The organism is Brevibacillus sp. YAE8, assembly GCF_057543335.1.
This window is the reverse complement of the sequence record NZ_BAAIYG010000044.1, coordinates 1-22,139: the sequence shown is the minus strand read 5'-3', so window position 1 is coordinate 22,139 and position 22,139 is coordinate 1. Positions and strand designations below refer to the sequence as shown.

The following is a 22,139-nucleotide window of genomic DNA, read 5'->3' as shown; positions in this document are numbered from 1 at the left end:
GTACTTCTCTCAGTGTAAAACAGAGGAAGAGCTTCTTCAAGCCATTGATGAATACATATGGTTCTATAACCATGAACGTTTCCAGAAAAGATTAAACCAGTGTGCCCCGGTTGAATACCGAGTCAAATTGGCTGCTTAGGCTTTTTAGTGTGTGTCTACTTGACAGGGGTAAGTGCACGACTCCGGTTTTTTCGTTTGCTTGGCTATTTGGTAAGGGAAGGGCCTTGCAGATGACGCAGAATCGCCATCAGATCCAGCTCGCCCAGCCCTTCCTCCAGCGCTTGACGATAGGTTGCCTGCGCCGATTCCGCCAGCGGCGTAGACACGCCAGCCTCGCGGGCCAGGCGCAGGTCTTTGGCCATATGCTTCAAGGCAAAAGCCGCAGGATAGTCGTCTGCGAGAATCGAGGCCGCTTTGCCGCGAATCAGCGGAGTGCCTACAGCGCTTTGCGAAATAATCTCCAGCATTTGCTCCGTCTCAATCCCGAGCGAGCGGGCGAACAGCAGCGTTTCCGAGACGCCCTGAACGGTGATGCCGAGCAGGAGATTGATCGCCAGCTTGGCAGAGGTGCCTGCGCCGTTTGGTCCCAGGTAAATGGCGGCCTTGCCGAGCTTGTCCAAGAGCGGCTTCGCTTCGTCGTAGTCCGCTTTTTCGCCGCCAACCATGATGACGAGCTGAGCTTCTTTAGCCGGACCGACACTGCCTGAGACCGGGGCGTCGAGAAAACGCAGCCCGGCTTTTTTCGCCTGCTCCGCCAGAAAACGGGACGTCTCCGGCGCAATCGTGCTCATGTCAATCGCCAGCTTGCCGGATACACGCGCGGACAGCACGCCGTCTGCTCCCGTGTAGATCGCTTTTACCGCCTCGTCGTCGCTGACCATCGTAAACAGTACGTCGCATTCCTCTACGAGCCGGGGCAGGGACGCCACCTGCTTCGCACCGAGGGCGACCAGCGGAGCCGCCTTGTCCGGGGTGCGGTTCCAGACGCTCACGTCATAGCCTGCCGCCAGCAGATTGCCCGCCATCGGTACGCCCATATTGCCCAAGCCAATCCAACCTACGATCATGTCTGATTACTCCTTTTCGTCGCTGTGTTCTCCGACCTGTTTTTGTACAAGCTCCTTCAGCGCGGCGTGCTTGGACGATGTCATGGCAAACAGCTCGTCAAAGCCGCCCGGCAAGGTTTTGTCGAGGACGCGCAGCCCTTCCTCGGTAATTCCGCCTTTGGTAGCGACGCGCTCGATCAGTTGGTCGAAGCCAAGCTGTTCGTTTTTCAAAAGCAAAGCCGTTCCCAGCATCGTCTCCACGAGGATGCTGCGGGCTGCCTCAATCCCCAGCTCCGGCGTTTTGCGAACAGCCGCCTGGGCGAAAGAATCGAGAATCCCCGCGATCAGTCCCGGCGCACTGCTGCTCAAAATCGTCGCCGTCTCGATTTCGGCATCGGTAACCACCTGTACCGTGCCGATGGCAGACAGCAGAGTAAGCAGATGCTCGCGCTGTTCGGCGCTCACTTTGCCGCTGTTTGTCAGCAGCGATACCCCGTGCAGCTCCGAGGAAGTGACGGTCGGAATCACTTTGCTGACTGGCCCGGCGTGGACGGTTTCCACATCCGCGATACTGACCCCGGCAGCGACCGAGACGATATGCTTGTCGGCAGCAACCGACAGCCCGCGTAAAACAGGCAAGACGTCAAGCGGCTTCGTGCAGAGGAAAATCAGCTCCGCCTGCTCGCATAGCGCTTGCGCGGTCGCCGCGACGGTCACGCCGTATTCCGCTTGCAGCTTGTCTGCCTTTGCTTGCGTCCGGTTGAAGACGAGCACGTTTTCCGGCTGGATCGCTTCGCTTTTGCAAAACGACTTCACAAGCATTTGCCCCATGCTTCCTAATCCGATAATCCCGATGCGCATGTACAAAACCTCCCGTCCCATTGTAACGCAAGTCAACATAAAAAGGTACAGCCTCCCGTTGTGGAAGAGGCTGTACCTTTTGTCTGTCGTAGTAAACGTTTTTTTGTACCTGCGATTAGTCGTCGGAGCTTCTGAAGATCATGATGTACTTGGCAAGCTCGAGAACAGAGATCAGAGCGGCTGCCACGTAGGTCAGAGCGGCGGCGCCGAGCACCTTGCTCGCTCCGCGTTCTTCCTCGTTGCGGATGAAGCCCATTTTCAGCATCAGCTCTTTGGCACGGCTGCTCGCGTTAAACTCGACTGGCAGCGTGATGAGCTGGAAGGCAACAGCGCCGGAGAAGAAAATAATCCCGATCAATAGCAGACCCGTCATTTTGAAAAAGAAGCCAGCGAGCAGCAAGAGCGGCGCAACACCGGATACCAGGTTGACCACCGGGAAAATGCGGTGGCGCGCTACCAGCATCGGATACGATACTTTGTGCTGGATGGCATGGCCGACTTCGTGACAAGCAACGGACAACGATGCGATGGAGTTGCCGAAGTAGACAGGATCAGACAGGCGAACCACACGGGACATCGGATCGTAGTGGTCGGTCAGCGTGCCCGGAATATGTTCGACCGGAACGTTGGTCAAGCCGTTTGCATCGAGCATCCGCCGCGCCGCTTCCGCCCCGGTAAGGCCGGAGGAAGTAGGGACCTCCGCGTACTTGTTAAAGGTTCCCTTTACGCGGAATTGAGCCCAGAGCGACAGTCCGAATGCAATGAGAATCAGAAAATCCATCGGGTGAAAAAACATTGAGCACTCACTCCTCGTTTTTATCTACGAAATATGCACAATAGCAGTTCCTTACACATTTTGTCCCATATCCATGTATACGAATAAGTGTCATGGCAGTTTCACTATTTTTATTGTACAATCTCTGACCAATCTTGACAATATCATCGTCGACTTATATGTGCTGGACCAAACGGGCAAAAGCATAAAAAAAGCAGACACATCCTCTGGCGGGAATGTGTCTGCCTGGCACGCCTAGCGATCGTGGTTTTGCGTTTTGTGATGCTCGGTCTTGCGCGGATTTTGGAAGCCGACGACTTCGAGCATCTTGCTGCTCGCTTTGGAATCCAGCGTCTTTTCCGGAGCTTGCGGGTACGTCTTTTCGCCTTTTGACACCTAGATCGCCTCCTCGCGATGATACTCTCGTGCAGTCGTTAGTATCTCCAAAAAGCAGGGGAGCGGGCTTGGCAATGCTTGTCTTGCCGTCAGGCGCACACATTTTTCGCCAAGCTACGCGTTCAACTGGGCGAAGGCGCGGTCGACAGCCGCAATCGTTTCCCGGATGTCGTCCTCCGTGTGAGCGGTGGTGATGAACCACGCCTCGTATTTGGAAGGCGCGAGGCAGATGCCTTCGTCCAAAAGGAGGCGGAAGAAGCGGGCGAACAGCTCGCCATCGGCTTTTTGCGCGGCATCGTAGTCGCGGACTGGCTCGTCCGTAAAGTAAACCGCCATAGCTCCTTTGACGCGGTTGAGCTGAATGGTGACGCCGTGCTTGCTCGCCGCGTCGCGAATGCCTTTTTCCAAAAGCGCACCGAGTCGCTCGAACTCATCGTACACGCCAGGCTGCTTCAGCACTTCCAGGCAAGCGATTCCGGCGCGGATGGAAGCGGGATTGCCCGCCATTGTCCCTGCCTGGTAGGCTGGACCGAGCGGCGCGACCTGCTCCATAATATCGCGGCGTCCGCCATACGCGCCAATCGGCAAGCCGCCGCCGATGATTTTTCCGAGCGCGGTCAGGTCAGGTGTTACACCCAGCAAGTTTTGCGCCCCGCCGTAGCAGAAGCGGAATGCGGTAATAACCTCGTCGTACACAACGAGCGCACCTGCTTCGTGCGCGATGCGGTTTACTTCTTCCAAAAAGCCTGGCTCCGGCGTGACGATACCGAAGTTGCCGACGATTGGCTCGACCAGCACGCACGCTGTTTCGCTACCCCACTTGCTCATCGCTTCGGCAAACGCGCCGATGTCGTTGAACGGAACGGTAATCACTTCGTTGGCGATGCTTTGCGGAATGCCGGCGCTGTCCGGGATGCCCAGCGTGGAAGGTCCAGAGCCTGCCGCGACGAGCACGAGATCGGAGTGCCCGTGGTAGCAGCCCGCGAATTTGATGATTTTCACGCGTCCGGTGTAGGCACGAGCCACGCGAATGCACGTCATGACGGATTCCGTACCGGAGTTGTTGAAGCGGATGCGCTCCATCGACGGGATCGCTTCGCGGATCATGTTGGCAAAAGTTACTTCCCACGGAGTCGGCGTCCCGTACAGCGTGCCGTTCGCCGCCGCTTCGCAGATCGCTTTGGTTACATGCGGATGGGCGTGGCCTGTAATGATCGGGCCATACGCCGCCAAATAGTCAATATATCGGTTGCCGTCCACGTCCCAGAAATACGCGCCCTGGGCACGCTCCATCGTCACGGGCGCTCCCCCGCCTACGGCCTTGAAAGAACGGGAAGGGCTGTTTACCCCACCGAGAATGACATCCATGGCTTGTTCGTGCAGCAGCGCGGATCGTTCACGTTTCATGCGTTTTTCCCTCTTTTCTTTTCGAAAAAGTCCTTCATTATCTTAACACAGCCAAAGACACCTGAATATGGATGGGGAGCTATAGCTGGAAAAAAGGAAAAATGATACAATTTTCAAGCAAATCACTACACATAAAAGGCGGTAGTTCACCATGAAACTTGAGTGCATCTCCATCAAAGGAAGCGGCAATACCAATGAGGAAGCCTATGTGATTTCCCAGACCGGGCAGGTGTACGCGGTGATTGACGGCGTGTCGTCGCTTGTTCCGTACGAAAACCGGGCCGGGCAAACCGGAGGAGCGATTGCGGCAGAGTTGGTGAAAAGGCAGCTTGAGGCGATGCCCCACGATGCGGTTTTGCCCGATTACCTGGCGCGCGTAAACGAGCAATTGCGCGAGCAGATGCGCGAAGGCGGCGTCGATCTGGCGAAAAAAGAAGCGCTGTGGGGAGCGGCGTGCGCGGTCGTCCGCGTGAAAGACAACTGCCTCGAATACGCCCAGAGCGGAGACTGTATGATTTTTGCCGTCTACGAGGACGATGCGGTGCGGCCGCTGACCTACCCGCAAGTCCGCTTGCTGGAGCAACAGGCACTGGCAAGCTGGGAAGCAGGGATTCGCGAGGGGCTGTCCACCCGCGTCGAGTTGCGCGAGCGATGTATGGAGATCCTGATTCATAACCGCTACCAGGCGAATGAACCAGGAGGCTACGGTGTTTTGAACGGCGATCCCGCCTGCGCGGATTTTGTGGAGTATGGACGGGTTAACCGGGCGGGGGTAAAAGCGCTGGTGCTGGCAACCGATGGACTTTTCATGCCGGCTGCTTTCGGCGGTGACGAGCCAGGCTGGGAGGAAACGGCGCTGCCGATCTTCCGCAAAGGATTGCAGCGCTATGCAGATGAACTGATTGCGCTGGAAAACAGCGACCCGGAATGCATTCGCTACCCCCGCTTCAAAAAGTCGGACGACAAGACAGGGATTGTCCTGTTTTTGCGCTGATAGTTTGCTACAGTTTGCCTTTTGCACATTTTCACATGCTCGTATACACTAACAGTTGTTATTTGAAGCAAGCCAAAAAGGACGGTTTTCCATGATCCAAGTGAAGCATTTGCAAAAGGAGTTCCGCATCCACCAGGCCAGATCCGGCCTCGGGGGTGCTTTTCGTGACTTGTTCAGCCGCGAGTACAAGACAGTCAAAGCGGTGAATGACCTTTCTTTCACCGTGGAAGAGGGCGAGATGTTCGCCCTGATCGGGGAAAACGGCGCCGGGAAATCGACGACCATCAAGATGCTGACGGGCATTTTGACCCCGAGCGACGGCGAGATCGTCATCAACGGCTACGTCCCGTTCAAACAGCGCGAGGAATACGTGCGCTCCATCGGCGTCGTCTTCGGGCAGCGCTCACAGCTTTGGTGGGATTTGTCCCCGTTGGAGTCGTTTCGCCTGCTAAAAAGCGTCTACAAGGTCGACGAGACAGAGGGCGAAAAGTGGCTCGCGCGCTTGATCGAGGAGCTGGAAATCAGCCCGTTCGTCAGCCAGCCGGTGCGCAAGCTGAGCCTCGGCCAGCGGATGCGCTGCGAGGTAGCGGCTTCCTTGATCCACAAGCCGCGGCTGTTGTTCCTCGACGAGCCGACAGTCGGGCTGGACGTGCTGGTGAAGCAAAAAATCCGCGAGTTTTTGCGCAATCTGAACGAGACGGAAAACATGACCATCCTGCTGACCACGCACGACGTTTCCGACATCGAGGCGCTCTGTAAACGGGTGCTGGTCATGGACAAAGGCAAGCTGATCTTCGACGGCCTGCTCAGCGACCTGAAGGAAAAGTGGGGCAATGGCACAGAGATTTCCTTCCAGATGAAAAAGCGCACCTCCGCAGCCGAACTGCGCCAGACACTCGGCGAAATGCCGTGCGAAGTCACGCAGGAAAACGACTTCACCCTGAGCGTCAAGGTGCCGCAAAGCCAGGAAATGCTGCCGTTCGTCCTGTCCACGGTTATGTCGTCGTTCGAGGTCAGCGACGTGAAAATTATGGAGACGAGCACAGAGGACATCGTCCGCAACATTTACCAGGTAGATACAGAGGTGCGGGACCATGCATAGGCTCTACATGGAACTGATCCGCATGCGGTTTTTGACCATGCTCGCCTACCGGGTGAACTACTACAGCGGCATCATCATTTACGCGATCAACATCGGGGCCTACTACTTTTTGTGGGGCGCCATCTACGGCGACCAGCAGCAGCTTGGCGGGCTATCGGTCGAGCAGATGACCTCCTACGTGGCGATCGCCTGGATGTCGCGCGCTTTTTACTTTAACAACATTGACACGGAGATCGCCCAGGACGTTCGCGAGGGCAAGGTCGCCATCGAAATGATCCGTCCCTACAACTACTTGTCGGTGAAAACGGCGCAGGCGTTCGGGGAAGGGATTTTCCGCTTTCTGTTTTTCGCGGGGCCGGGGATTTTTCTCATCAGCCTGATTATTCCCTTTCACTTCCCGGCGACCGCGACCGGCTGGGGGCTGTACCTGCTCAGTCTGATGTTCGCTTTTCTCATTAATACGCAGATTAACCTGCTGACGGGTCTGTTCACGTTTTTCCTGTTCCGCAACGACGGGATGATGCGGGCGAAGCGGGTCGTCGTCGATCTGATGTCCGGCCTCGTGCTGCCGATCAGCTTTTTTCCCGGCTGGGCGCAGACCGTCATGGGCTTTCTGCCGTTTCAGGCCGTCAACTACTATCCGAGTCTGATTTTTACCGGAGCGATTACCCCTGGACGGGCCTGGGAATTGATCGGCTTTCAGGCGATCTGGATGGTTGTCATTCTGGTCCCCATCCTGGTTTTGTGGCGTATGGCCCGAAATCGGCTGGTCGTGCAAGGAGGGTAGACGATGCAAAACGTGAAACATATTATCGGCATTTTTGCCGACTACCTGGGCCAGTATTTCAAGACGAGGCTTGCCTATCGGGCTGACTTTCTCGGGGAGCTTGTGTCCAACCTCGTTTCCGAGTTGATTAACCTCGTGTTCATCATCGTCGTGTTCACGCACGTCCCGATGATGAAAGACTGGACGCGGGACGAAATCATTTTCATTTACGGGTTCTTTTTGGTGCCGTATGCGCTGTTCTCGATGTTTTTCGGCTTTTGGGACTTCAACGAGCGCTACATCATCCGGGGCGAAATGGATCGCATCCTGACCAGGCCGATTCACAATCTGGCGCAGGTTTGTCTGGAATCCATCGCGCCGGACCGCATTTTCGGCATCATCACGGGCCTGATTATTATGGGCTATGCGGCGATCCAGCTCGACCTGTCGTTTTACTGGTACGACCCGCTGATCTTCATCGGGCTGGTCGTGAGCGGCGCTCTCATCTACGGCGGCGTGTACACAGCGATTGCGGCGGTCAGCTTTTTCTCCGATTCACGGACGGGAATCGCCCCGATGATCTACAACATTCAGCAGTACGGCCGCTATCCGGTGGATGTGTACAACAAAGCTATCCGCTTCGTGCTGACCTATGTACTGCCGTTTGCCTTCGTCGGCGTCTATCCGGCTGCCTACTTTTTGCGCAAAGAAGTCTGGTACACCTACGCGGCGTTTACTCCGCTCGTGGCTGTCGTTTTCTTTGGCCTCGGCCTGTTTGTCTGGAACTGGGGAGTCAGCAAATATCGGGGAGCGGGTTCGTAGCAGTCGCGGCCTGATTCGATGCTGGAGGGGCCGAATGTATATTTTTATTTGCGGCTCGTTATGGTAACATTAGAGGTAACAAGCGAAAAAAAGACCGTCCGGCGGCAACCGGAGCGGTCTGTGCAATGGAAGCTTCCCTCAAGGGGTTCGGCTCAAAATTTCTGGAAGAATAGACCGCTGGAGTTGGGACTCAAGGGCGGTCTATTTCTTTTTGGTCAAGGTAACTACCAACCCGATCAAAGCGACCAGGAGCATATCCTATTAAATTCATCGGAAAACAATAAAAAATTGTCGATTTAGCCGTTTCCTCTATTGTCAAATCAAAAAAGCGCAGTATAATATGCAATAGACAACTACACAATTCCTTCGGGGCAGGGTGCAATTCCCGACCGGCGGTGAGCGTGCCACGAGCACGTTAAGCCCGCGAGCCTCCCTAGCTTGTTAGCAAGCGACGGAGTGCAGGATCTGGTGAGATTCCAGAGCCGACAGTACAGTCTGGATGGGAGAAGGATGACGACAGTACGTTTTCTGCACGTGCTTGTTTGCCTGTGCAAACGGGAAAAGCTGCAAAAGGGGCATGCAAAATCAGCACCTTTTGTTTCGCGAACCTGTTTCCTGCACATGCTTTGTCATACGCCTGTAATCTGCCCTGAGAATCTTTCTCAGGGTATTTTTGCGTTTCCGCAGGCAAAGCGTATGAGTAGCAACACGTGTGGCACGACCACTGTTGCCATTCCTCAAAGAAGGAGAACAAAGAGGAGATGGTACACATGAAAGAAACAGCCTTGCATTCTTCGCGCAGAGCAACCCAGCGGATCGTGACGATTCCGATGCTGGCCGCCGTTGCCTTTATCCTGCAATTTTTGGAGGTTCCCGTTCCGCTGATGCCGAGCTTTCTGAAGCTTGATTTCAGCACGCTGCCAGCGTTGATCGGCGGGCTTATGTACGGTCCGGTGGCCGGAATCATCATCGAAGTTTTGAAAAATACATTGCACTTTCTGTTTAAAAATGCAGACGGACTGGTGATCGGCGAGATTGCCAATGTGATTGCCGGCGCCAGCTTCATTTTGCCGGCTATCCTGCTGCAACGCAGCGGCCAGGGCAAAAAAGGTTTTCTGACAGGGCTTGCGCTCGGAACATTGCTGATGACGGTCGTCATGGCTGTCGCCAACGCATACGTCCTGCTCCCGGCTTACGCTGTGCTCTACCATATGCCGATGGCAGAGCTGCTTGCGATGTTCAATGCGACGAGCGTCTGGTCCCTCGTCTTGGTCGGCATTGTGCCGTTCAACATTTTCAAAGGCGTCGTGCTCGCCTTGGTCGCCTATCCTGTTTACGCCAAGCTGGGCGCTCGCCTGGCCCTGCGTACCACAAATTGACATCGGCCTTTCGACTTGCTAAGATATGTTCTTAAACGAACCGTTTTTGTGAAAAAGGCTATGAAAGGACCCGCAGCTATTTCCCTTGTTCCAGAGAGTCGGCCCTAGTCTGGAAGGCTGATACGAGGCATACCTGCACCCCATCCTGAAGCCGCCAGCGACGAGCTGGTCCGGTCGCCCCGCCGTTATCGGGTTGGAAAAGAGGACTGTGGCACAAGCCATGGTCAATCAGGGTGGTACCGCGGAAGTCAATCCTCCGTCCCTTTTGGGATGGGGGATTTTTTGCATTTCATGCGAAGAAAAAAGGAGCGTAGAAGGATGAAAGAGGACAAAGCGTTTGTAAAAGAAATTACACCGCAGTCGGAAGATTTTTCGCGCTGGTACATTGATGCGATCAAAAAGGCGGACCTGATGGACTACACCCCGGTGCGCGGCTGCATCGTCTTCAAGCCCGACGGCTTCGAGCTGTGGGAGCGGATTCAGGAGGCGATGGACAAACGGTTCAAGGAAACCGGACATCGCAACGCCTACTTCCCGATGCTGATTCCCGAGTCGTTTTTCCAAAAAGAAAAAGAGCACATCGAGGGCTTCAACCCAGAACTGCCATGGGTGACCGAAGCGGGCGGCGAACAGTTGGAGGAAAAGCTCGCCCTGCGCCCGACCTCGGAGACGATCATCGGCCACATGTACAGCCAGTGGATTCAGAGCTACCGCGACTTGCCGATCCTGATTAACCAGTGGGCCAACGTGTTCCGCTGGGAAAAGCGCACGATGCCGTTTTTGCGCACATCGGAATTTCTCTGGCAGGAAGGCCACACCGCCCATGCGACAGAAGAAGAGGCGCGCCAGGAAACGATGCAGATGCTCGAAATTTATCGCGAAGTAGTCGAGCAGGAGCTGGCGATTCCGGTATGGAAAGGGCAAAAGACGCCGAGCGAGCGCTTCGCGGGTGCGGTTGACACGTACTCGATCGAAGCGATGATGAAGGACGGAAAAGCCGTGCAGGCGGGCACCTCGCACTATTTGGGCGACAAGTTTGCGCGCGGCTTCGAGATCAAGTTTTTGGACCGCGACAATCAGTTCAAGTACGTGCATACGACCTCGTGGGGCAGCTCGACGCGGCTCATCGGCTCGATGATTATGGTGCACGGCGACGACCGCGGCCTGGCGCTGCCGCCACGGATGGCGCCTACGCAAGTCATCATGATTCCGGTAGGTCCGATGAAGCTGCGGGAAAAAGTGATGGAGGCGTTCGATCCGCTTTTCGACGAGATCAAAGCGGCAGGGGTTCGCGTGCGTGCCGACTTGCGCGAAGAGACGCCGGGCTGGAAGTTCAACGAATGGGAAATGCGCGGGGTGCCGCTGCGCCTGGAGCTTGGGCCGCGCGACGTGGAAAACGGTCAGGCGATCCTGGCCCGCCGCGATACGGGCGAAAAAGTGACCGTGCCGCTGGCGGGAATTGCCCAGACGATTGCGAAGCTGCTCGAAGACATCCAGCAAAACATGTTCCAAAAAGCGCTGGCCTTCCGGGAAGCTCATTCTCATCTCGACGTCGACACGATGGAGCAGTTGGCTGCGCACATCGCCAACTGCGAGAGCGAGAACCGCCCAAGCGGCTGGGTGCTGGCCGGCTGGTGCGGAGACGACGCTTGCGAAGCCAAGGTCAAGGAAGAAACCAAATTTACCTCCCGCAACATTCCGTTCGATCCGCCTGCCCAAAAAGCAGCCTGCATTTGCTGCGGCAAAGAGGCGAAGCATACGGTCTGGTTCGGGCGGGCGTACTAGGCGGTTCTGGTAACGCATACGCTTGAACCGAAAACAAGGGAGTGCCCCTCGCGTGAAAAAGAGGGCACTCCCTTTTTGCCTGTGCGAAAAACTTAGCGGCCGAGCACCCAGTCGGCAAAAACCTGTGCGTCGGAAAAGCGGTAGTCCGGCTCCGGATCGAAGCTTCCGGCCTTTTGCGTGACGGGCAGCCAATCTACCCCGACCGTCGTAAGCCCTGCCGCACGCCCGGCCACGATGTCGGCATCGCTGTCGCCTACAAAACTCGTCTCCCCGGCCGTTGCGCCAAGCTCTTTCAGCGCAGTAAAAATGCCTTCCGGGTGCGGCTTTGGCTGGCTCACGTCATCGCCTGTAATCACGACGGAAAAATACGTTTCCAGTCCCCACTCGCGCAAGGAAATATCTGCGCTTCTCCGTCCTTTTCCCGTGACGATTCCCATCTGGACTCCAGCCGCGTGCAACTGCTCCAGCATGCGGGCGATTTCCCCGGGGTTTTGCACCCGGGCATGCTCGCTCGTGTAGATGGCAAAAAAATGATCCAGTGCCGCGGCATGCTCGTGTGCGGGCAGCCTGTTTTGCAAAATGCCTGTCTCCGTCGGCCCGAACAGCGCGACGATTTGCTCGTCTGTGTAATGCTCCTGCAAAAAGCGCTGAAAAGTCGAGCGAAAAGCCGTGAAGATGAGCGGGAGCGTATCGGCGACGGTTCCGTCAAAATCAAACAGAATGGTGCGCATCATCCACCCTCCTTTTGGGCTGAAAAGCAAAGAAAAACCATCTTTCTTGATGGTTTTCCTGGTGTGGTTCTCTGCTTTTTACAGAGGCTTGTCCTGATCGTCTGCATCCTCAAACGGTTCTTCCGAATCGTCAGTCGGGTCAGCAGGCGTCAACGGGAACAGAACGTCGAAAAACTTGAATTTGCGGCGTCCCGGCTCGTTTTTAAAGCCTTTGTACTTCTGCAAAAGATCGCTGATGTCGTCGACCAGTTGGTTGCGTTCTTCCTGGCTCAAATAAAATTCAGTCAGGTTAAAAGCAAACGTGTTCTGGTATTCCTTGCGAACATCCTGATCGCTTGCCACGAAGCGGTTGAGTGTCCTCATGAGATCCTTTTCTGTCGTGCGAAACGGAGTGAACATGACGTCACTCAATTGCTGTGCGTTTTCCTCAATCATAAGCTGAAGCTTAACCTGAATCACCTTGGCGACTGGCTCGTAATATTTCTCAACGATGGAACCTTTGACGCGGGTATCCACCTGTTCGAGCAAACCAACACGCACGAGCTCCTTCACGTGGTAGTGAAGACGTGCAGCATTTTCGCCTAGTTCCGTAGCGATTTGTTTGGCCGTACGCGGCTCCAAATCCTCGAAGAGTTCTAAAATCTTAACCCGTTCTGCTATGGCAAGGGATTTAAGCGCTTCTGGATCGGTTACTTCAAAAAACTCTTTCATGCCAATTCTCACCATCCAACTGACTAGGCCATTTTTTTATTTTTCTTAATTAATTCTATCGTTTTCTGATTGAAAGCGCAACGTATATGCGGATGAAGTGCCTGTAAGCTTGTGGTAAAATGAGACAAGTGATTTTTACGGAGGGATGAGCATGATCGCAAGCGGACAAGCCGCGCCGTTATTTACATTGCAGGCCAATCAGGATCAGACGATTTCACTTTCCCAATTCCGCGGGAAAAATGTTGTGCTTTATTTTTATCCGAAGGACATGACGCCAGGCTGCACGACAGAGGCGTGTGATTTCCGGGACTACCATCCGCAGTTCGCTGAGCTGAATACAGTCGTACTCGGGATCAGCCCGGATTCAGTCAAATCGCACGACAAGTTTATTACCAAGCACGAGCTGCCGTTTCCGCTGTTGGCAGACCCGGAGCACGAGGTGGCAGAAGCGTACGGAGTGTGGGTGCTGAAAAAAATGTACGGCCGCGAGTACATGGGGATCGAGCGGACGACCTTTGTGATCGACAAGGAAGGAAACATCGCAAAGGTCTGGCCAAAAGTAAAGGTGAAAGGGCACGTACAGGAAGTGCTTCAATTCATCAAGGAAGAGCTGCAAGGCTGACAGGCAGAGTTGATACATAGAGGAGGAGCATTTCATGAGTGTGTCTACAGAGTATGTGGTTCAATCCTTTTGCCAATTGGCGAACATCCCGAGTCCGTCCGGCAACACAGCCAAAGTCATGGCGTGGGTAGCGCAGGAGCTGGAACAGCTCGGCGTCGAGTACAAGCGGACGAACAAAGGCGCGATTGTAGCGACTGTGCCGGGAGCGCGTGACGACAAGGCACGCCTGCTGACAGCGCACGTCGATACGCTTGGCGCGATGGTCAAGGAAATCAAAAGCAACGGCCGTTTGAAGCTGACTTTGATCGGCGGTTTTGAGTTCAATGCAATTGAAGGGGAGCATTGCACGGTGGAAACCGCGAGCGGCCGCCTCGTCACCGGAACGATTTTGTCCACGAAGGCTTCCGTCCACGTGTACGGCCGCGATGCAGGCAAGGCGGAAAGAACAGACGTCAACATGGAAGTGCGCCTGGACGAAAAAGTGACAAACAGGGAGCAGGTGCAGGAGTTGGGCATTTCCGTCGGGGATTTTGTCTCCTTCGACCCGCGCGTGACCGTCACCGACAGCGGCTTCATCAAGTCCCGGCACATTGATGACAAGGCGAGCGTCGCCATTTTGCTCGGCGTGCTGAAGGAGCTTCGCGAATCCGGACAGCAACTGCCATACACCACGCACTTTTTTATCAGCAACAACGAAGAGATCGGCTATGGCGGCAATTCCAGCATTCCGGCAAACGTCGTGGAGTATTTGGCGGTGGATATGGGCGCGATCGGCGACGGCCAGACGACAGACGAATACTGCGTCTCCATTTGCGCGAAGGATTCCTCCGGGCCGTACCACTACGGTTTGCGCAGCCATTTGACCCGACTGGCCAAAGAAAACGGTTTGAACTACGCGGTAGACATTTACTCGTATTACAACTCAGACGCGAGCGCGGCGTTGCGGTCAGGGTACGACATCGTCCACGGGCTGATCGGCCCTGGCGTGGACGCCTCCCACTCCCATGAGCGCACGCACAAAGAAGCGCTGGAAAATACGGCGAAGCTCATCATGGCTTACCTGGCTTCCGAGGAAATGCAAGCATAGGAGGACGGCATGAGCAATATGTATCAATGGGCCGATTACTACGATTTGACGCAGCGCGGCGTTGCGGGCGACGTCGATTTTTACCTGGAAGAAGCGAAGCAGGCTGGCGGCAAAGTGCTCGACCTTGCTTGCGGCACCGGGAGAATCGCGATTCCGGTCGCCCAGGCCGGGATCGAGGTGACGGGCATTGACTTGTCGCAGGAGATGCTGGCGCGCGCGCAGGAAAAGGCACAAGAACAAGGCGTGACCACAGGGCTTACGCTGCTTCAGGGAGACATGCGCAGCTTCGATCTTGGCGAGACTTTTTCGCTCATCATGATCCCGTTCCGCTCGTTTTTGCACCTGTTGCACATTCAGGAGCAGATGAAGGCGCTCGGCTGTATTCGCAAGCATCTGGCACCTGGCGGAAAGCTTGCGATGAACGTGTTTGTGCCCAAAATCAATCATTTTTACGAAGAAAATGAAAAGATGTCGCTGCGCGGAACGTATCCACTGCCGTCCGGGGGAGAAGTGTTGATGTGGGATTACACCCGCTACGACCACTTCCAGCAACTGTGCGAAGTGACCCGCATGTACGAGCGCACAGATGCGCGCGGCACTGTGGTTGAACGAGTGAATGGACGCTTTGCGCTGCGCTATATTTTTCCGACCGAGCTTCACCACCTTTTGCGCCTGAACGGGCTGAAGGTGACCAGGCGGTACGGCAACTTTGCCAAAGCGCCTTTTGATGCGAGCAGCACGGAATTGATTGTCGTTTGCGAGTCGGTGTAGCACCTTTCCAGACTTTCCAGACAAAGAAAAAAGGCGGGGGATACGGATGAAGATTTACACGAAATCAGGGGATAAAGGCGAGACTTCACTGGTGGCGGGCGTGCGCGTGCCGAAGTTCGCGGATCGCGTCGAGGCATACGGCACGTGCGACGAGGCCAACTCGCAAATCGGGCTGGCCCTGTCCCTGTTGCCCGCAACGGAGGCGTGGCAGGAGTTGCAGGATGTGTTTCACATCATTCAAACCAAGCTGTTCCATGTAGGCGCGGAGCTTGCCACACCGGAAGGGAAAAAAGTAGGCTGGCCGATCGGCGAAGAGGATGTGACGTTTCTGGAGGAGCAAATCGACAAGCTGGACGCAGGGCTGCCGATGCTCACCAACTTCATTTTGCCGGGCGGCCATCCCGCTGCCGCTGCCTTCCATATTGCCCGCACGGTTGTCAGACGCGCCGAGCGCAAAGCCGTCCATGTGGCGCAGCAAGAGCAGGTAAATCCGGCAGTCGTCAAATATCTCAACCGATTGTCCGACTATCTTTTCGTCGTCGCCCGTCACGTAAACAAAGAGACAGGCTCCGTGGAAAAAACGCTGCATGAATAAGCAAAAAGGGGTTGTCCCATAAGTCGACTGTCCGACTTGGAGACGCCCCTTTTTTTGTGTGAAAACATCTGGCTGTTGGCTGGATTCATGCGTTTGGTTGGGGACAGGCCCCTTTTGCTTGAGCCAATACTATCTATCGGAGGTAAGTAGAGATTCCTGGGCGAAACGCGATTTTTTCAGTAGGAAAAGTGTCGTACAGCCGCTGGCCGTCGCGGCAGGCATTGCCTTCGAGCAGCATGGTCAGTTGCGTGTTGGTGATCGGAAAAAACGAGAAGCCCTCCAGCATGTTGACGACAGGCTTCATGAAGGCGAGCGGGATGTGCACTTTGCGAACCCGCTTTTTGCCGATTGCTTCGCCGATGGCATCGAGTATTTCTCCGTAGGAGATCGGATCAGGCCCGCCCGTTTCATAGATTTGATTCGTCGCAGCGGGCAGGCTCAATGCCTGGACAAACACATCCGCTACCGTTTTCCGCGCTACGGGCTGCAAAGGATAGGAGCCGTCGCCGATAACAGGAGTGACAGGCATGCGCACCAGATCCGCGAGCATGTTGACGAACTCGTCGCCCGGACCGAAGATGACCGATGGCTGAAAAATGACGTACGGGATTCCGCTTGCGATCACGAGCTGCTCGGCTTCGTACTTTGTGCGGTGGTAGGCGCTTGTCGCGTTTGCTCTGGAACCGAGGGCGCTCATGTGGACGAAGCGCTTTACGCCCGCCTGCTTCGCTGCCTCCACGACGTTTTTCGTGCCCTCGACGTGAATTTTGGGAAACGTAATCCCTTTGCCCGGCTGCTCGCGAATGATTCCGACCAGGTGAATGACCGCCTCGCAGCCTGCCATGGCGCTTTTCAGCGATTCGACGTCCAATATGTCTCCGGCTGCCAGAGAGACGCTTCCCGGCCCGGCCTGCCCGTGGTGCAGCTTGTCTTTTGAGGCTTGCCGCGTCAAGCAAACGGCATCGTGACCTTCGGCAATCAGCCGCTCCAACACGCCTTTGCCGACAAATCCGGTAGCTCCCGTCAGGAAAACCTTCATGCGTATCGCCCCCCGTTAAATCTTTCCAAGCCCATTTTACATCAGCACAGCGGCATCGTGCTATTGCTTGCGACGATTGCCGAGCCGATCAAGATCGGTATAATGTAGGAAAAAGGGGGATATATTTATGGCACAACGCAAAGTACCCGTCGCAGACATTTTGGATACGCTTCAGCAAATGTACCCGGATGCCCACTGCGAATTGAACTATACAACCCCGTTTGAGCTGTTGATCGCGACCATTCTTTCGGCACAGTGCACGGATAAGCGGGTGAACGAGATTACCGAGCCGATGTTTAAAGAGCTGAACCGGCCGGAGCACTACCTGCATCTCACCCAGGAAGAAATGGAAGAGCATATAAAAGGGCTGGGCTTGTATAAAAATAAGAGCAAAAACATTTTGGAGGCCTGTAGAATCTTGTTTGAAAAGTACAACGGGGAGGTGCCGCAAACGCATGCCGAGCTGGAAGCGTTGCCGGGCGTAGGGAGGAAGACGGCCAATGTCGTTCTCTCCAATGCGTTTGGCGTCCCGGCTATTGCGGTCGATACTCACGTGTTCCGCGTGGCGAACCGCCTCGGTCTTGCCAAAAGCGACAACGTAGACGAAGTGGAGCGCCAACTGATGAAGCGCATCCCGCGCGAAAAGTGGTCGGATGCCCACCATTGGCTGATCTGGCACGGCAGAAGAATCTGTGCGGCGCGCAATCCGAAGTGCGATCAATGTCCGCTGCAATCCATGTGCAAATACGCTCTGACGGAGGCCAAAAAAGCAGAGAAAAAAGCGCCTGCGAAGCAAGCTGGCAAACAAGCCGCCAAGCCGAAAGCGAAGCCCAGAGCGAAAAAGGAGCCGAGCATTTCTTGAGGGAAGCTCGATTTCCAGTTCTTTCTCCTCAATTCCGCGTAATGGATATTGACAGTTTTCGCCGAATAGACGTACACTTATTTAAAGTAATTCTAATCAATGACAAACAGGATTGACTGATCTTTTGTCTTGCGAAAGACTGTGGGGTGTGACAATTATGACACAGCGTGTGGAAAAAGCTGTAGAAATCCTCAAAAACACCGGGGTTCGGATGACACCTCAGCGCCATGCCATTTTAACGTACCTGCTGGAGACGATGACTCACCCGACGGCTGACGAAATATACAAAGCTCTCGAAGGTAAATTCCCGAACATGAGCGTCGCAACGATTTACAATAACCTGCGGGTTTTTAAAGATGCGGGCCTGGTGATTGAGCTTACCTACGGGGACGCGTCCAGTCGCTTCGATGCCAATGTGGAGGAAGATCATTACCACGCGATCTGTTCCAATTGCGGGGCGATCCGGGACTTCCATTTCCCGTATTTGCGGGAGGCGGAAGAAGCTGCCGCAAAAGACATCGGGTTTAAAGTTACCGGACATCGTATGGAAGTATATGGCATCTGCGAGTCCTGTCAAAAGAGCGCCCACTAAAATGAAGCTGTACGGACGAACACCTTTTGTCTCAACGAAAGCTTAGCAAGTTGAGATAGAAGGTGTTTTTCTGTTGAAAGGTGTAACGTTTTGACTGTTCAAACGTCTTTTTTTGGGGGAGAGCGGGGCTTGTCTCTCGTTTTTTCCAGTAGACAAAAGGTTGTGAATCGTTTGAAGCCACGTTATGATCGAATTGACAGACGAATGACGAATGCATACAATCAGGTCCGCGTGCGGGCTTATTTGGCTGGGAGGAGGAACAGGCCATGAACATGCAGCTTGGAATGGCACCTCGCCCCAGGCGTAGACGGAGAAGGGCAATGCGCAGGCTTTTTGCGCTGATGCTTTTCTTGCTTGCAATTTTCGGCAGCATATACTGGTTTTTCGTGCTGCGCGCTTCGACCGAGCACGTCCAGCCGTACGACGGCGACAAAGCAGTCATCGTCTACGAAGGACAGCGGGCGGATGCTTCGTATTTGCTGGAGGCGGAGCAAATCTTGCTGCCTTTTGACTTTATCAAGGAAAAGATTGATCCGGCGATCTTTTGGGATGAGCCTACCAAGTCGGTGATCGTGACGACGAAGGACAAAGTGCTCAGGATGGAGAGTGGCGAAGTAGTCGCCCATCTGAACAAGCAGCCGGTCAATTTGCAGGTGCCGGTCAAGGAAGTGGGCGGGACTCGCTACGTGCCGCTTGATCCATTGGAAAAGCTGTATCCTTTTGCTTTTGAGCACAAAGTGGATACAGGCGTCCTCACGGTGGAGCAGGAAGGGTACGAAATCGGGCAGGCAAAAGTTGTCAGCGACGAGGAAAAACAACCCGTTCGCGTTGGCGCTTCGCACCGCACTCCGATCGTTGCCGAGCTATCTGCCGGAGAACTGGTCGATGTGCTCGGCCAGCAGGAAGGCTACTACCGCGTGTTGACCGCTTCCGGAATCGCGGGCTTTCTCCCGGAGAAAAGCCTGGAGATGGCGAGCAAGCGGAAGGTCACCTTGCAGCACGCCACTTCTTCCGAGGGGCAAGCTGCGTGGAAGCCGAATGGCGAAAAGGTAAACATGGTCTGGGAGCATGTTGTCAATAAAAATCCGAACGTCGCCCAAATCGGGGCGTTGCCTGGCGTCAATGTCGTCTCGCCCACCTGGTTTGAGCTGAAGGATGCAGAAGGGACGCTTTTGAACAGGGCTGACCCGGCGTATGTGAAATGGGCGCACAAGCGCGGCTATCAGGTGTGGGGGCTGGTCACGAACGGCTTCAATCCGGACTGGACCCAAGCGGTGCTCGGCAGCTACGACAAACGAGACAAGCTGATCGCCCAGCTCATTCACTACGCGCACCTGTACGATCTGGACGGCATCAACATCGACTTTGAAAATGTGTACTACGAAGACAAGGAGCGGCTCGTCCAGTTTGTTCGCGAGCTGACGCCGTATTTGCACCAGCAAGGGCTGACCGTTTCCATTGATGTCACCATCAAGTCCAATGCGAAGACGTGGTCGATGTTTTTGGATCGCAAGGCATTGGCCCAGGTGGTCGACTACATGGCTGTCATGACATACGATGAGCATTGGGCGGCGAGTCCAAAAGCAGGCTCGGTCGCTTCGCTGCCTTGGGTGGAAGCAGGCTTGCAAGGCGTGCTCGAGGAAGTGCCAAACGAAAAGCTGCTGCTGGGCGTTCCTTTTTACACGAGACTGTGGACGGAAGCCAAGCAGGCTGACGGCACAATCAAGGTAAGCTCCAAAGCGCTGTCCATGCCAAGGGCGCAAGAATGGGTGCAGGAGCGAAAGCTTACGCCTGTTCTCGACGAAGCATCCGGCCAACAATACGTGGAATATCGCGATCCGAAAGACGGGAATGTCTACAAGATGTGGCTGGAGGATGTCTCTTCCATGAAAAAGCGGATCGAGCTGGTCAAAAAGTACGATCTGGCCGGAGTCGCTTCGTGGCGGCGCGGATTTGAAGAGCCGGAGATTTGGCCGGCCATCGAAGAAGGCTTGAAAAGCGCCATAACGGCTCAGTAAAAAAAGAAGCCACCTGCTGCCCGTAAGACGGGATTGTGCAGGTGGCTTATTGTGTATCGCAAGGTCGAGCCACCAATCATGTCTGGTTTTGCTGAGGCTGTCCGTCTTCCAAGCGCAATGGCTGTCCGCAAAACATACAGGCATCTTCTTTTCCAAGCATCTTCGTTACTTTTTGGCACGAAGGACATTCCACCTGGGGAGCAGAGGTAGAAACCATGCCGGAAATCATGAACAACACAGTGCTGCCCATCGTCAAAATAAAGCCGATGATTAAAAGCAGCGTCATGAAGATGTGAGAGCCTTTTAACAGGTTGCCAAGGAAAGGTATAAAGTCCAGATATCCCCCGAAAAAAGCGTACCCTGTATACATCAGCAAAATGCCGATCACCATGCTCCAGTTGCCCCATGTGCGCATGCGTTTGATTTTGCTCAGGCGTTCAGTTTTTTTCATCATCATTCCTCCTACATTACAGTATAGCATACAAAGGTTTTGTCTGTTGACAAGCAGGAAACGAACAAATCGTGTAGAATCCATAAGTTCAACCCAGGGCAGGGAGGAACACGGTATGGCTATGAAGCGAGAGGAGAGTCAGCAAACGTATCTGAAAAAGCTACAACAGCGCCCGGACGTACAAGCTGTGCTGGTTTTGCCTGTTTCGGATTTGCTGGTCCCGTTTCGTGATGGAGCCTTTTATTTTGTAGTGGTCAACCAGCCGCAAGCTGAGGGGAAAATCCGCCGCCTGCATCTTCAGGGACGAGTGGTCATGGAGCAGCAGATCAGTACATGGCAGCTTGAAAAGGGAGCCGTCTGTGGCCTGGATGAGCGCCTTGCCTCGATGCTTGGCAAAGCCGAGATTTTGTGGGACAAGGACGGCTATATGAAGCAAATGAAGCTCCGGCTGAGCCGTCTGCCGGCAGCGCTGCAAAAGAAGTTTATTTGTAGGGAGTATTCCCAACTTCTCCGGTTTTTCCACGAGACAAAAGAGTTTTTGCAGCAAGGAATGATTTTGGATGCGCATCATTCGCTCATTCAATCGCTGCATTCGTGGGCGAGGCTGATTGTGTACGAGGCTGGCGAACACCCGCAGGCTGCTTTGTGGTCCCAGGTGAAGCAGATGGATTCTTCGGTGTTCAAGTTGTACGAGGAGCTGTCGGTTAACGGAGAAGCGCTTGAGAAGCGGATTGAGCTGCTCGTGCTCGCCATCGAGTTTTGGATCACCTCCAAAATTAAGGAGTCCGTCACGTTCTTAATGGAAGTCATGGAAGCAAAGGCAGGACCTTGGCGGCTGGAGGAGCTGATGAATCATCCGGCGATTGTAGATGCGCAAATCGAAGTTCCCCTTCTTATAGAGAAAATGATTCAAAGGCTGCTAATCCAGGAGGTCGTCTTCACGGAGGGCGCAAACGGCGACAAGGAAGTCGGATTAATATTGCTCAGGTAAAACTTTTTAAATCCTATTGACTTCCGTCTTGGGGACATGCTATATTAACAAACGTCGCTGCTGCACGAACGAAATACTGGCAGCGAAAAAATGAAAAAAACACTTGAATTATTGAGTGGATATGTGGTAAATTAAAAAAGTCGCCTCTGGGCGATAACGAAAATGCTCTTTGAAAACTGAACAGCGAAAGCGTTGATGAGTCTATCATGAAATGATTTGCCAGCTTTGAACCAGTAACAAACTTTATTGGAGAGTTTGATCCTGGCTCAGGACGAACGCTGGCGGCGTGCCTAATACATGCAAGTCGAGCGAGTCCCTTCGGGGGCTAGCGGCGGA

General features: G+C 54.5%; 24 protein-coding genes, 1 rRNA gene and 1 riboswitch. Of the genes, 16 read left to right on the top strand and 9 right to left on the bottom strand.

Features of this window, described 5'->3' with window-relative positions:
- The coding region (locus AC27IT_RS26430; RefSeq protein WP_487092198.1) for an IS3 family transposase at positions 1-139 on the top strand (139 nt) is incomplete at its 5' end.
- A gap of 64 nt (positions 140-203) precedes the next feature.
- On the opposite strand, the gene AC27IT_RS26425 is transcribed toward AC27IT_RS26430, so the two are convergent.
- The 5 genes from AC27IT_RS26425 to AC27IT_RS26405 all read right to left on the bottom strand — a co-directional run bounded on the left by AC27IT_RS26425 (position 204) and on the right by AC27IT_RS26405 (position 4,485).
- Positions 204-1,067, bottom strand: coding sequence for an NAD(P)-dependent oxidoreductase (locus AC27IT_RS26425; protein ID WP_005827704.1), 864 nt, complete (start codon positions 1,065-1,067; stop codon positions 204-206).
- Between the two features lie 6 nt (positions 1,068-1,073).
- Positions 1,074-1,907, bottom strand: coding sequence for a pyrroline-5-carboxylate reductase family protein (locus AC27IT_RS26420; RefSeq protein WP_005827706.1), 834 nt, complete (start codon positions 1,905-1,907; stop codon positions 1,074-1,076).
- 115 nt (positions 1,908-2,022) lie between these two features.
- Positions 2,023-2,703: a zinc metallopeptidase gene (locus tag AC27IT_RS26415; protein WP_005827707.1), complete on the bottom strand. Its 681-nt coding sequence runs from the start codon at positions 2,701-2,703 to the stop codon at positions 2,023-2,025.
- 234 nt (positions 2,704-2,937) lie between these two features.
- Positions 2,938-3,078: a hypothetical protein gene (locus AC27IT_RS26410; protein ID WP_005827709.1), complete on the bottom strand. Its 141-nt coding sequence runs from the start codon at positions 3,076-3,078 to the stop codon at positions 2,938-2,940.
- A gap of 114 nt (positions 3,079-3,192) precedes the next feature.
- The gene (locus AC27IT_RS26405; RefSeq protein ID WP_005827711.1) at positions 3,193-4,485 is read right to left on the bottom strand and encodes a glutamate-1-semialdehyde 2,1-aminomutase; all 1,293 of its coding nucleotides are present in this window, start codon (positions 4,483-4,485) and stop codon (positions 3,193-3,195) included.
- A 151-nt stretch (positions 4,486-4,636) separates the two neighbouring features.
- Here AC27IT_RS26405 and AC27IT_RS26400 point away from each other — a divergent pair, with 151 nt between their 5' ends.
- The 6 genes from AC27IT_RS26400 to proS all read left to right on the top strand — a co-directional run bounded on the left by AC27IT_RS26400 (position 4,637) and on the right by proS (position 11,333).
- Positions 4,637-5,479 (top strand): protein phosphatase 2C domain-containing protein, encoded by an 843-nt coding sequence (locus tag AC27IT_RS26400; protein ID WP_283858772.1) that lies wholly within the window; start codon positions 4,637-4,639, stop codon positions 5,477-5,479.
- A 91-nt stretch (positions 5,480-5,570) separates the two neighbouring features.
- Positions 5,571-6,581: an ABC transporter ATP-binding protein gene (locus AC27IT_RS26395; protein ID WP_005827715.1), complete on the top strand. Its 1,011-nt coding sequence runs from the start codon at positions 5,571-5,573 to the stop codon at positions 6,579-6,581.
- Positions 6,574-7,368 (top strand): ABC transporter permease, encoded by a 795-nt coding sequence (locus tag AC27IT_RS26390; RefSeq protein WP_005827717.1) that lies wholly within the window; start codon positions 6,574-6,576, stop codon positions 7,366-7,368. Before AC27IT_RS26395 ends, AC27IT_RS26390 begins: the two co-directional genes overlap by 8 nt.
- Before the next feature lie 3 nt (positions 7,369-7,371).
- Positions 7,372-8,169: an ABC transporter permease gene (locus AC27IT_RS26385; RefSeq protein WP_005827719.1), complete on the top strand. Its 798-nt coding sequence runs from the start codon at positions 7,372-7,374 to the stop codon at positions 8,167-8,169.
- A gap of 358 nt (positions 8,170-8,527) precedes the next feature.
- Positions 8,528-8,684: riboswitch (FMN riboswitch) on the top strand.
- A 255-nt stretch (positions 8,685-8,939) separates the two neighbouring features.
- Positions 8,940-9,548, top strand: coding sequence for an ECF transporter S component (locus AC27IT_RS26380; protein WP_005827723.1), 609 nt, complete (start codon positions 8,940-8,942; stop codon positions 9,546-9,548).
- A 318-nt stretch (positions 9,549-9,866) separates the two neighbouring features.
- Entirely contained in the window at positions 9,867-11,333 is a 1,467-nt protein-coding gene (gene proS / locus AC27IT_RS26375) for a proline--tRNA ligase (protein ID WP_026558256.1), read from the top strand.
- A gap of 92 nt (positions 11,334-11,425) precedes the next feature.
- Here the strand turns inward: proS and AC27IT_RS26370 are convergent, their stop codons facing one another.
- Both AC27IT_RS26370 and AC27IT_RS26365 read right to left on the bottom strand, forming a co-directional pair.
- Entirely contained in the window at positions 11,426-12,064 is a 639-nt protein-coding gene (locus AC27IT_RS26370; RefSeq protein ID WP_238503300.1) for an HAD family hydrolase, read from the bottom strand.
- 78 nt (positions 12,065-12,142) lie between these two features.
- Positions 12,143-12,775: a winged helix-turn-helix domain-containing protein gene (locus tag AC27IT_RS26365; RefSeq protein WP_005827728.1), complete on the bottom strand. Its 633-nt coding sequence runs from the start codon at positions 12,773-12,775 to the stop codon at positions 12,143-12,145.
- Positions 12,776-12,926: 151 nt separating this feature from the next.
- On the opposite strand from AC27IT_RS26365, the gene bcp reads away from it, so the two are divergent.
- From bcp to AC27IT_RS26345, 4 genes are read left to right on the top strand one after another with little or no spacing between them, the layout of a single operon-like run.
- Positions 12,927-13,397, top strand: coding sequence for a thioredoxin-dependent thiol peroxidase (gene bcp / locus AC27IT_RS26360; RefSeq protein ID WP_025845527.1), 471 nt, complete (start codon positions 12,927-12,929; stop codon positions 13,395-13,397).
- Between the two features lie 34 nt (positions 13,398-13,431).
- Positions 13,432-14,484 (top strand): M42 family metallopeptidase, encoded by a 1,053-nt coding sequence (locus tag AC27IT_RS26355; protein ID WP_007786787.1) that lies wholly within the window; start codon positions 13,432-13,434, stop codon positions 14,482-14,484.
- Positions 14,485-14,493: 9 nt separating this feature from the next.
- Positions 14,494-15,255, top strand: coding sequence for a class I SAM-dependent methyltransferase (locus AC27IT_RS26350; RefSeq protein ID WP_005827734.1), 762 nt, complete (start codon positions 14,494-14,496; stop codon positions 15,253-15,255).
- Between the two features lie 46 nt (positions 15,256-15,301).
- On the top strand, positions 15,302-15,850 hold the full coding sequence (locus AC27IT_RS26345; protein WP_005827736.1) for a cob(I)yrinic acid a,c-diamide adenosyltransferase: 549 nt from the start codon (positions 15,302-15,304) through the stop codon (positions 15,848-15,850).
- 133 nt (positions 15,851-15,983) lie between these two features.
- Here the strand turns inward: AC27IT_RS26345 and AC27IT_RS26340 are convergent, their stop codons facing one another.
- A complete protein-coding gene (locus AC27IT_RS26340) occupies positions 15,984-16,889 on the bottom strand; it encodes a complex I NDUFA9 subunit family protein (protein WP_025845532.1) in 906 nt (301 codons plus the stop codon).
- A gap of 127 nt (positions 16,890-17,016) precedes the next feature.
- Between AC27IT_RS26340 and nth the strand changes: the two genes are divergently transcribed.
- From nth to AC27IT_RS26325, 3 genes are all read left to right on the top strand, one after another.
- Positions 17,017-17,751, top strand: a complete 735-nt coding sequence (nth, locus tag AC27IT_RS26335) for an endonuclease III (RefSeq protein ID WP_007786793.1) — start codon at positions 17,017-17,019, stop codon at positions 17,749-17,751.
- Between the two features lie 157 nt (positions 17,752-17,908).
- Entirely contained in the window at positions 17,909-18,343 is a 435-nt protein-coding gene (gene perR, locus AC27IT_RS26330) for a peroxide-responsive transcriptional repressor PerR (RefSeq protein ID WP_025845534.1), read from the top strand.
- A 266-nt stretch (positions 18,344-18,609) separates the two neighbouring features.
- On the top strand, positions 18,610-20,361 hold the full coding sequence (locus AC27IT_RS26325) for a glycosyl hydrolase family 18 protein (RefSeq protein WP_283858776.1): 1,752 nt from the start codon (positions 18,610-18,612) through the stop codon (positions 20,359-20,361).
- A 76-nt stretch (positions 20,362-20,437) separates the two neighbouring features.
- Here the strand turns inward: AC27IT_RS26325 and AC27IT_RS26320 are convergent, their stop codons facing one another.
- Entirely contained in the window at positions 20,438-20,812 is a 375-nt protein-coding gene (locus AC27IT_RS26320; RefSeq protein ID WP_005827746.1) for a YgzB family protein, read from the bottom strand.
- Positions 20,813-20,927: 115 nt separating this feature from the next.
- Between AC27IT_RS26320 and AC27IT_RS26315 the strand changes: the two genes are divergently transcribed.
- Both AC27IT_RS26315 and AC27IT_RS26310 read left to right on the top strand, forming a co-directional pair.
- Positions 20,928-21,803, top strand: a complete 876-nt coding sequence (locus AC27IT_RS26315) for a hypothetical protein (RefSeq protein WP_005827748.1) — start codon at positions 20,928-20,930, stop codon at positions 21,801-21,803.
- Positions 21,804-22,046: 243 nt separating this feature from the next.
- Positions 22,047-22,139, top strand: a 16S ribosomal RNA gene (locus AC27IT_RS26310); the annotation flags it as partial.

Bases quoted from the DNA above. Each gene is read 5' to 3' on its own strand.
- AC27IT_RS26425 (WP_005827704.1), bottom strand. From the start codon at position 1,067: ATGATCGTAGGTTGGATTGGCTTGGGCAATATGGGCGTACCGATGGCG.
- AC27IT_RS26420 (WP_005827706.1), bottom strand. From the start codon at position 1,907: ATGCGCATCGGGATTATCGGATTAGGAAGCATGGGGCAAATGCTTGTG.
- AC27IT_RS26415 (WP_005827707.1), bottom strand. From the start codon at position 2,703: ATGTTTTTTCACCCGATGGATTTTCTGATTCTCATTGCATTCGGACTG.
- AC27IT_RS26405 (WP_005827711.1), bottom strand. From the start codon at position 4,485: ATGAAACGTGAACGATCCGCGCTGCTGCACGAACAAGCCATGGATGTC.
- AC27IT_RS26400 (WP_283858772.1), top strand. From the start codon at position 4,637: ATGAAACTTGAGTGCATCTCCATCAAAGGAAGCGGCAATACCAATGAG.
- AC27IT_RS26395 (WP_005827715.1), top strand. From the start codon at position 5,571: ATGATCCAAGTGAAGCATTTGCAAAAGGAGTTCCGCATCCACCAGGCC.
- AC27IT_RS26390 (WP_005827717.1), top strand. From the start codon at position 6,574: ATGCATAGGCTCTACATGGAACTGATCCGCATGCGGTTTTTGACCATG.
- AC27IT_RS26385 (WP_005827719.1), top strand. From the start codon at position 7,372: ATGCAAAACGTGAAACATATTATCGGCATTTTTGCCGACTACCTGGGC.
- AC27IT_RS26380 (WP_005827723.1), top strand. From the start codon at position 8,940: ATGAAAGAAACAGCCTTGCATTCTTCGCGCAGAGCAACCCAGCGGATC.
- proS (WP_026558256.1), top strand. From the start codon at position 9,867: ATGAAAGAGGACAAAGCGTTTGTAAAAGAAATTACACCGCAGTCGGAA.
- AC27IT_RS26370 (WP_238503300.1), bottom strand. From the start codon at position 12,064: ATGCGCACCATTCTGTTTGATTTTGACGGAACCGTCGCCGATACGCTC.
- AC27IT_RS26365 (WP_005827728.1), bottom strand. From the start codon at position 12,775: ATGAAAGAGTTTTTTGAAGTAACCGATCCAGAAGCGCTTAAATCCCTT.
- bcp (WP_025845527.1), top strand. From the start codon at position 12,927: ATGATCGCAAGCGGACAAGCCGCGCCGTTATTTACATTGCAGGCCAAT.
- AC27IT_RS26355 (WP_007786787.1), top strand. From the start codon at position 13,432: ATGAGTGTGTCTACAGAGTATGTGGTTCAATCCTTTTGCCAATTGGCG.
- AC27IT_RS26350 (WP_005827734.1), top strand. From the start codon at position 14,494: ATGAGCAATATGTATCAATGGGCCGATTACTACGATTTGACGCAGCGC.
- AC27IT_RS26345 (WP_005827736.1), top strand. From the start codon at position 15,302: ATGAAGATTTACACGAAATCAGGGGATAAAGGCGAGACTTCACTGGTG.
- AC27IT_RS26340 (WP_025845532.1), bottom strand. From the start codon at position 16,889: ATGAAGGTTTTCCTGACGGGAGCTACCGGATTTGTCGGCAAAGGCGTG.
- nth (WP_007786793.1), top strand. From the start codon at position 17,017: ATGGCACAACGCAAAGTACCCGTCGCAGACATTTTGGATACGCTTCAG.
- perR (WP_025845534.1), top strand. From the start codon at position 17,909: ATGACACAGCGTGTGGAAAAAGCTGTAGAAATCCTCAAAAACACCGGG.
- AC27IT_RS26325 (WP_283858776.1), top strand. From the start codon at position 18,610: ATGAACATGCAGCTTGGAATGGCACCTCGCCCCAGGCGTAGACGGAGA.
- AC27IT_RS26320 (WP_005827746.1), bottom strand. From the start codon at position 20,812: ATGAAAAAAACTGAACGCCTGAGCAAAATCAAACGCATGCGCACATGG.
- AC27IT_RS26315 (WP_005827748.1), top strand. From the start codon at position 20,928: ATGGCTATGAAGCGAGAGGAGAGTCAGCAAACGTATCTGAAAAAGCTA.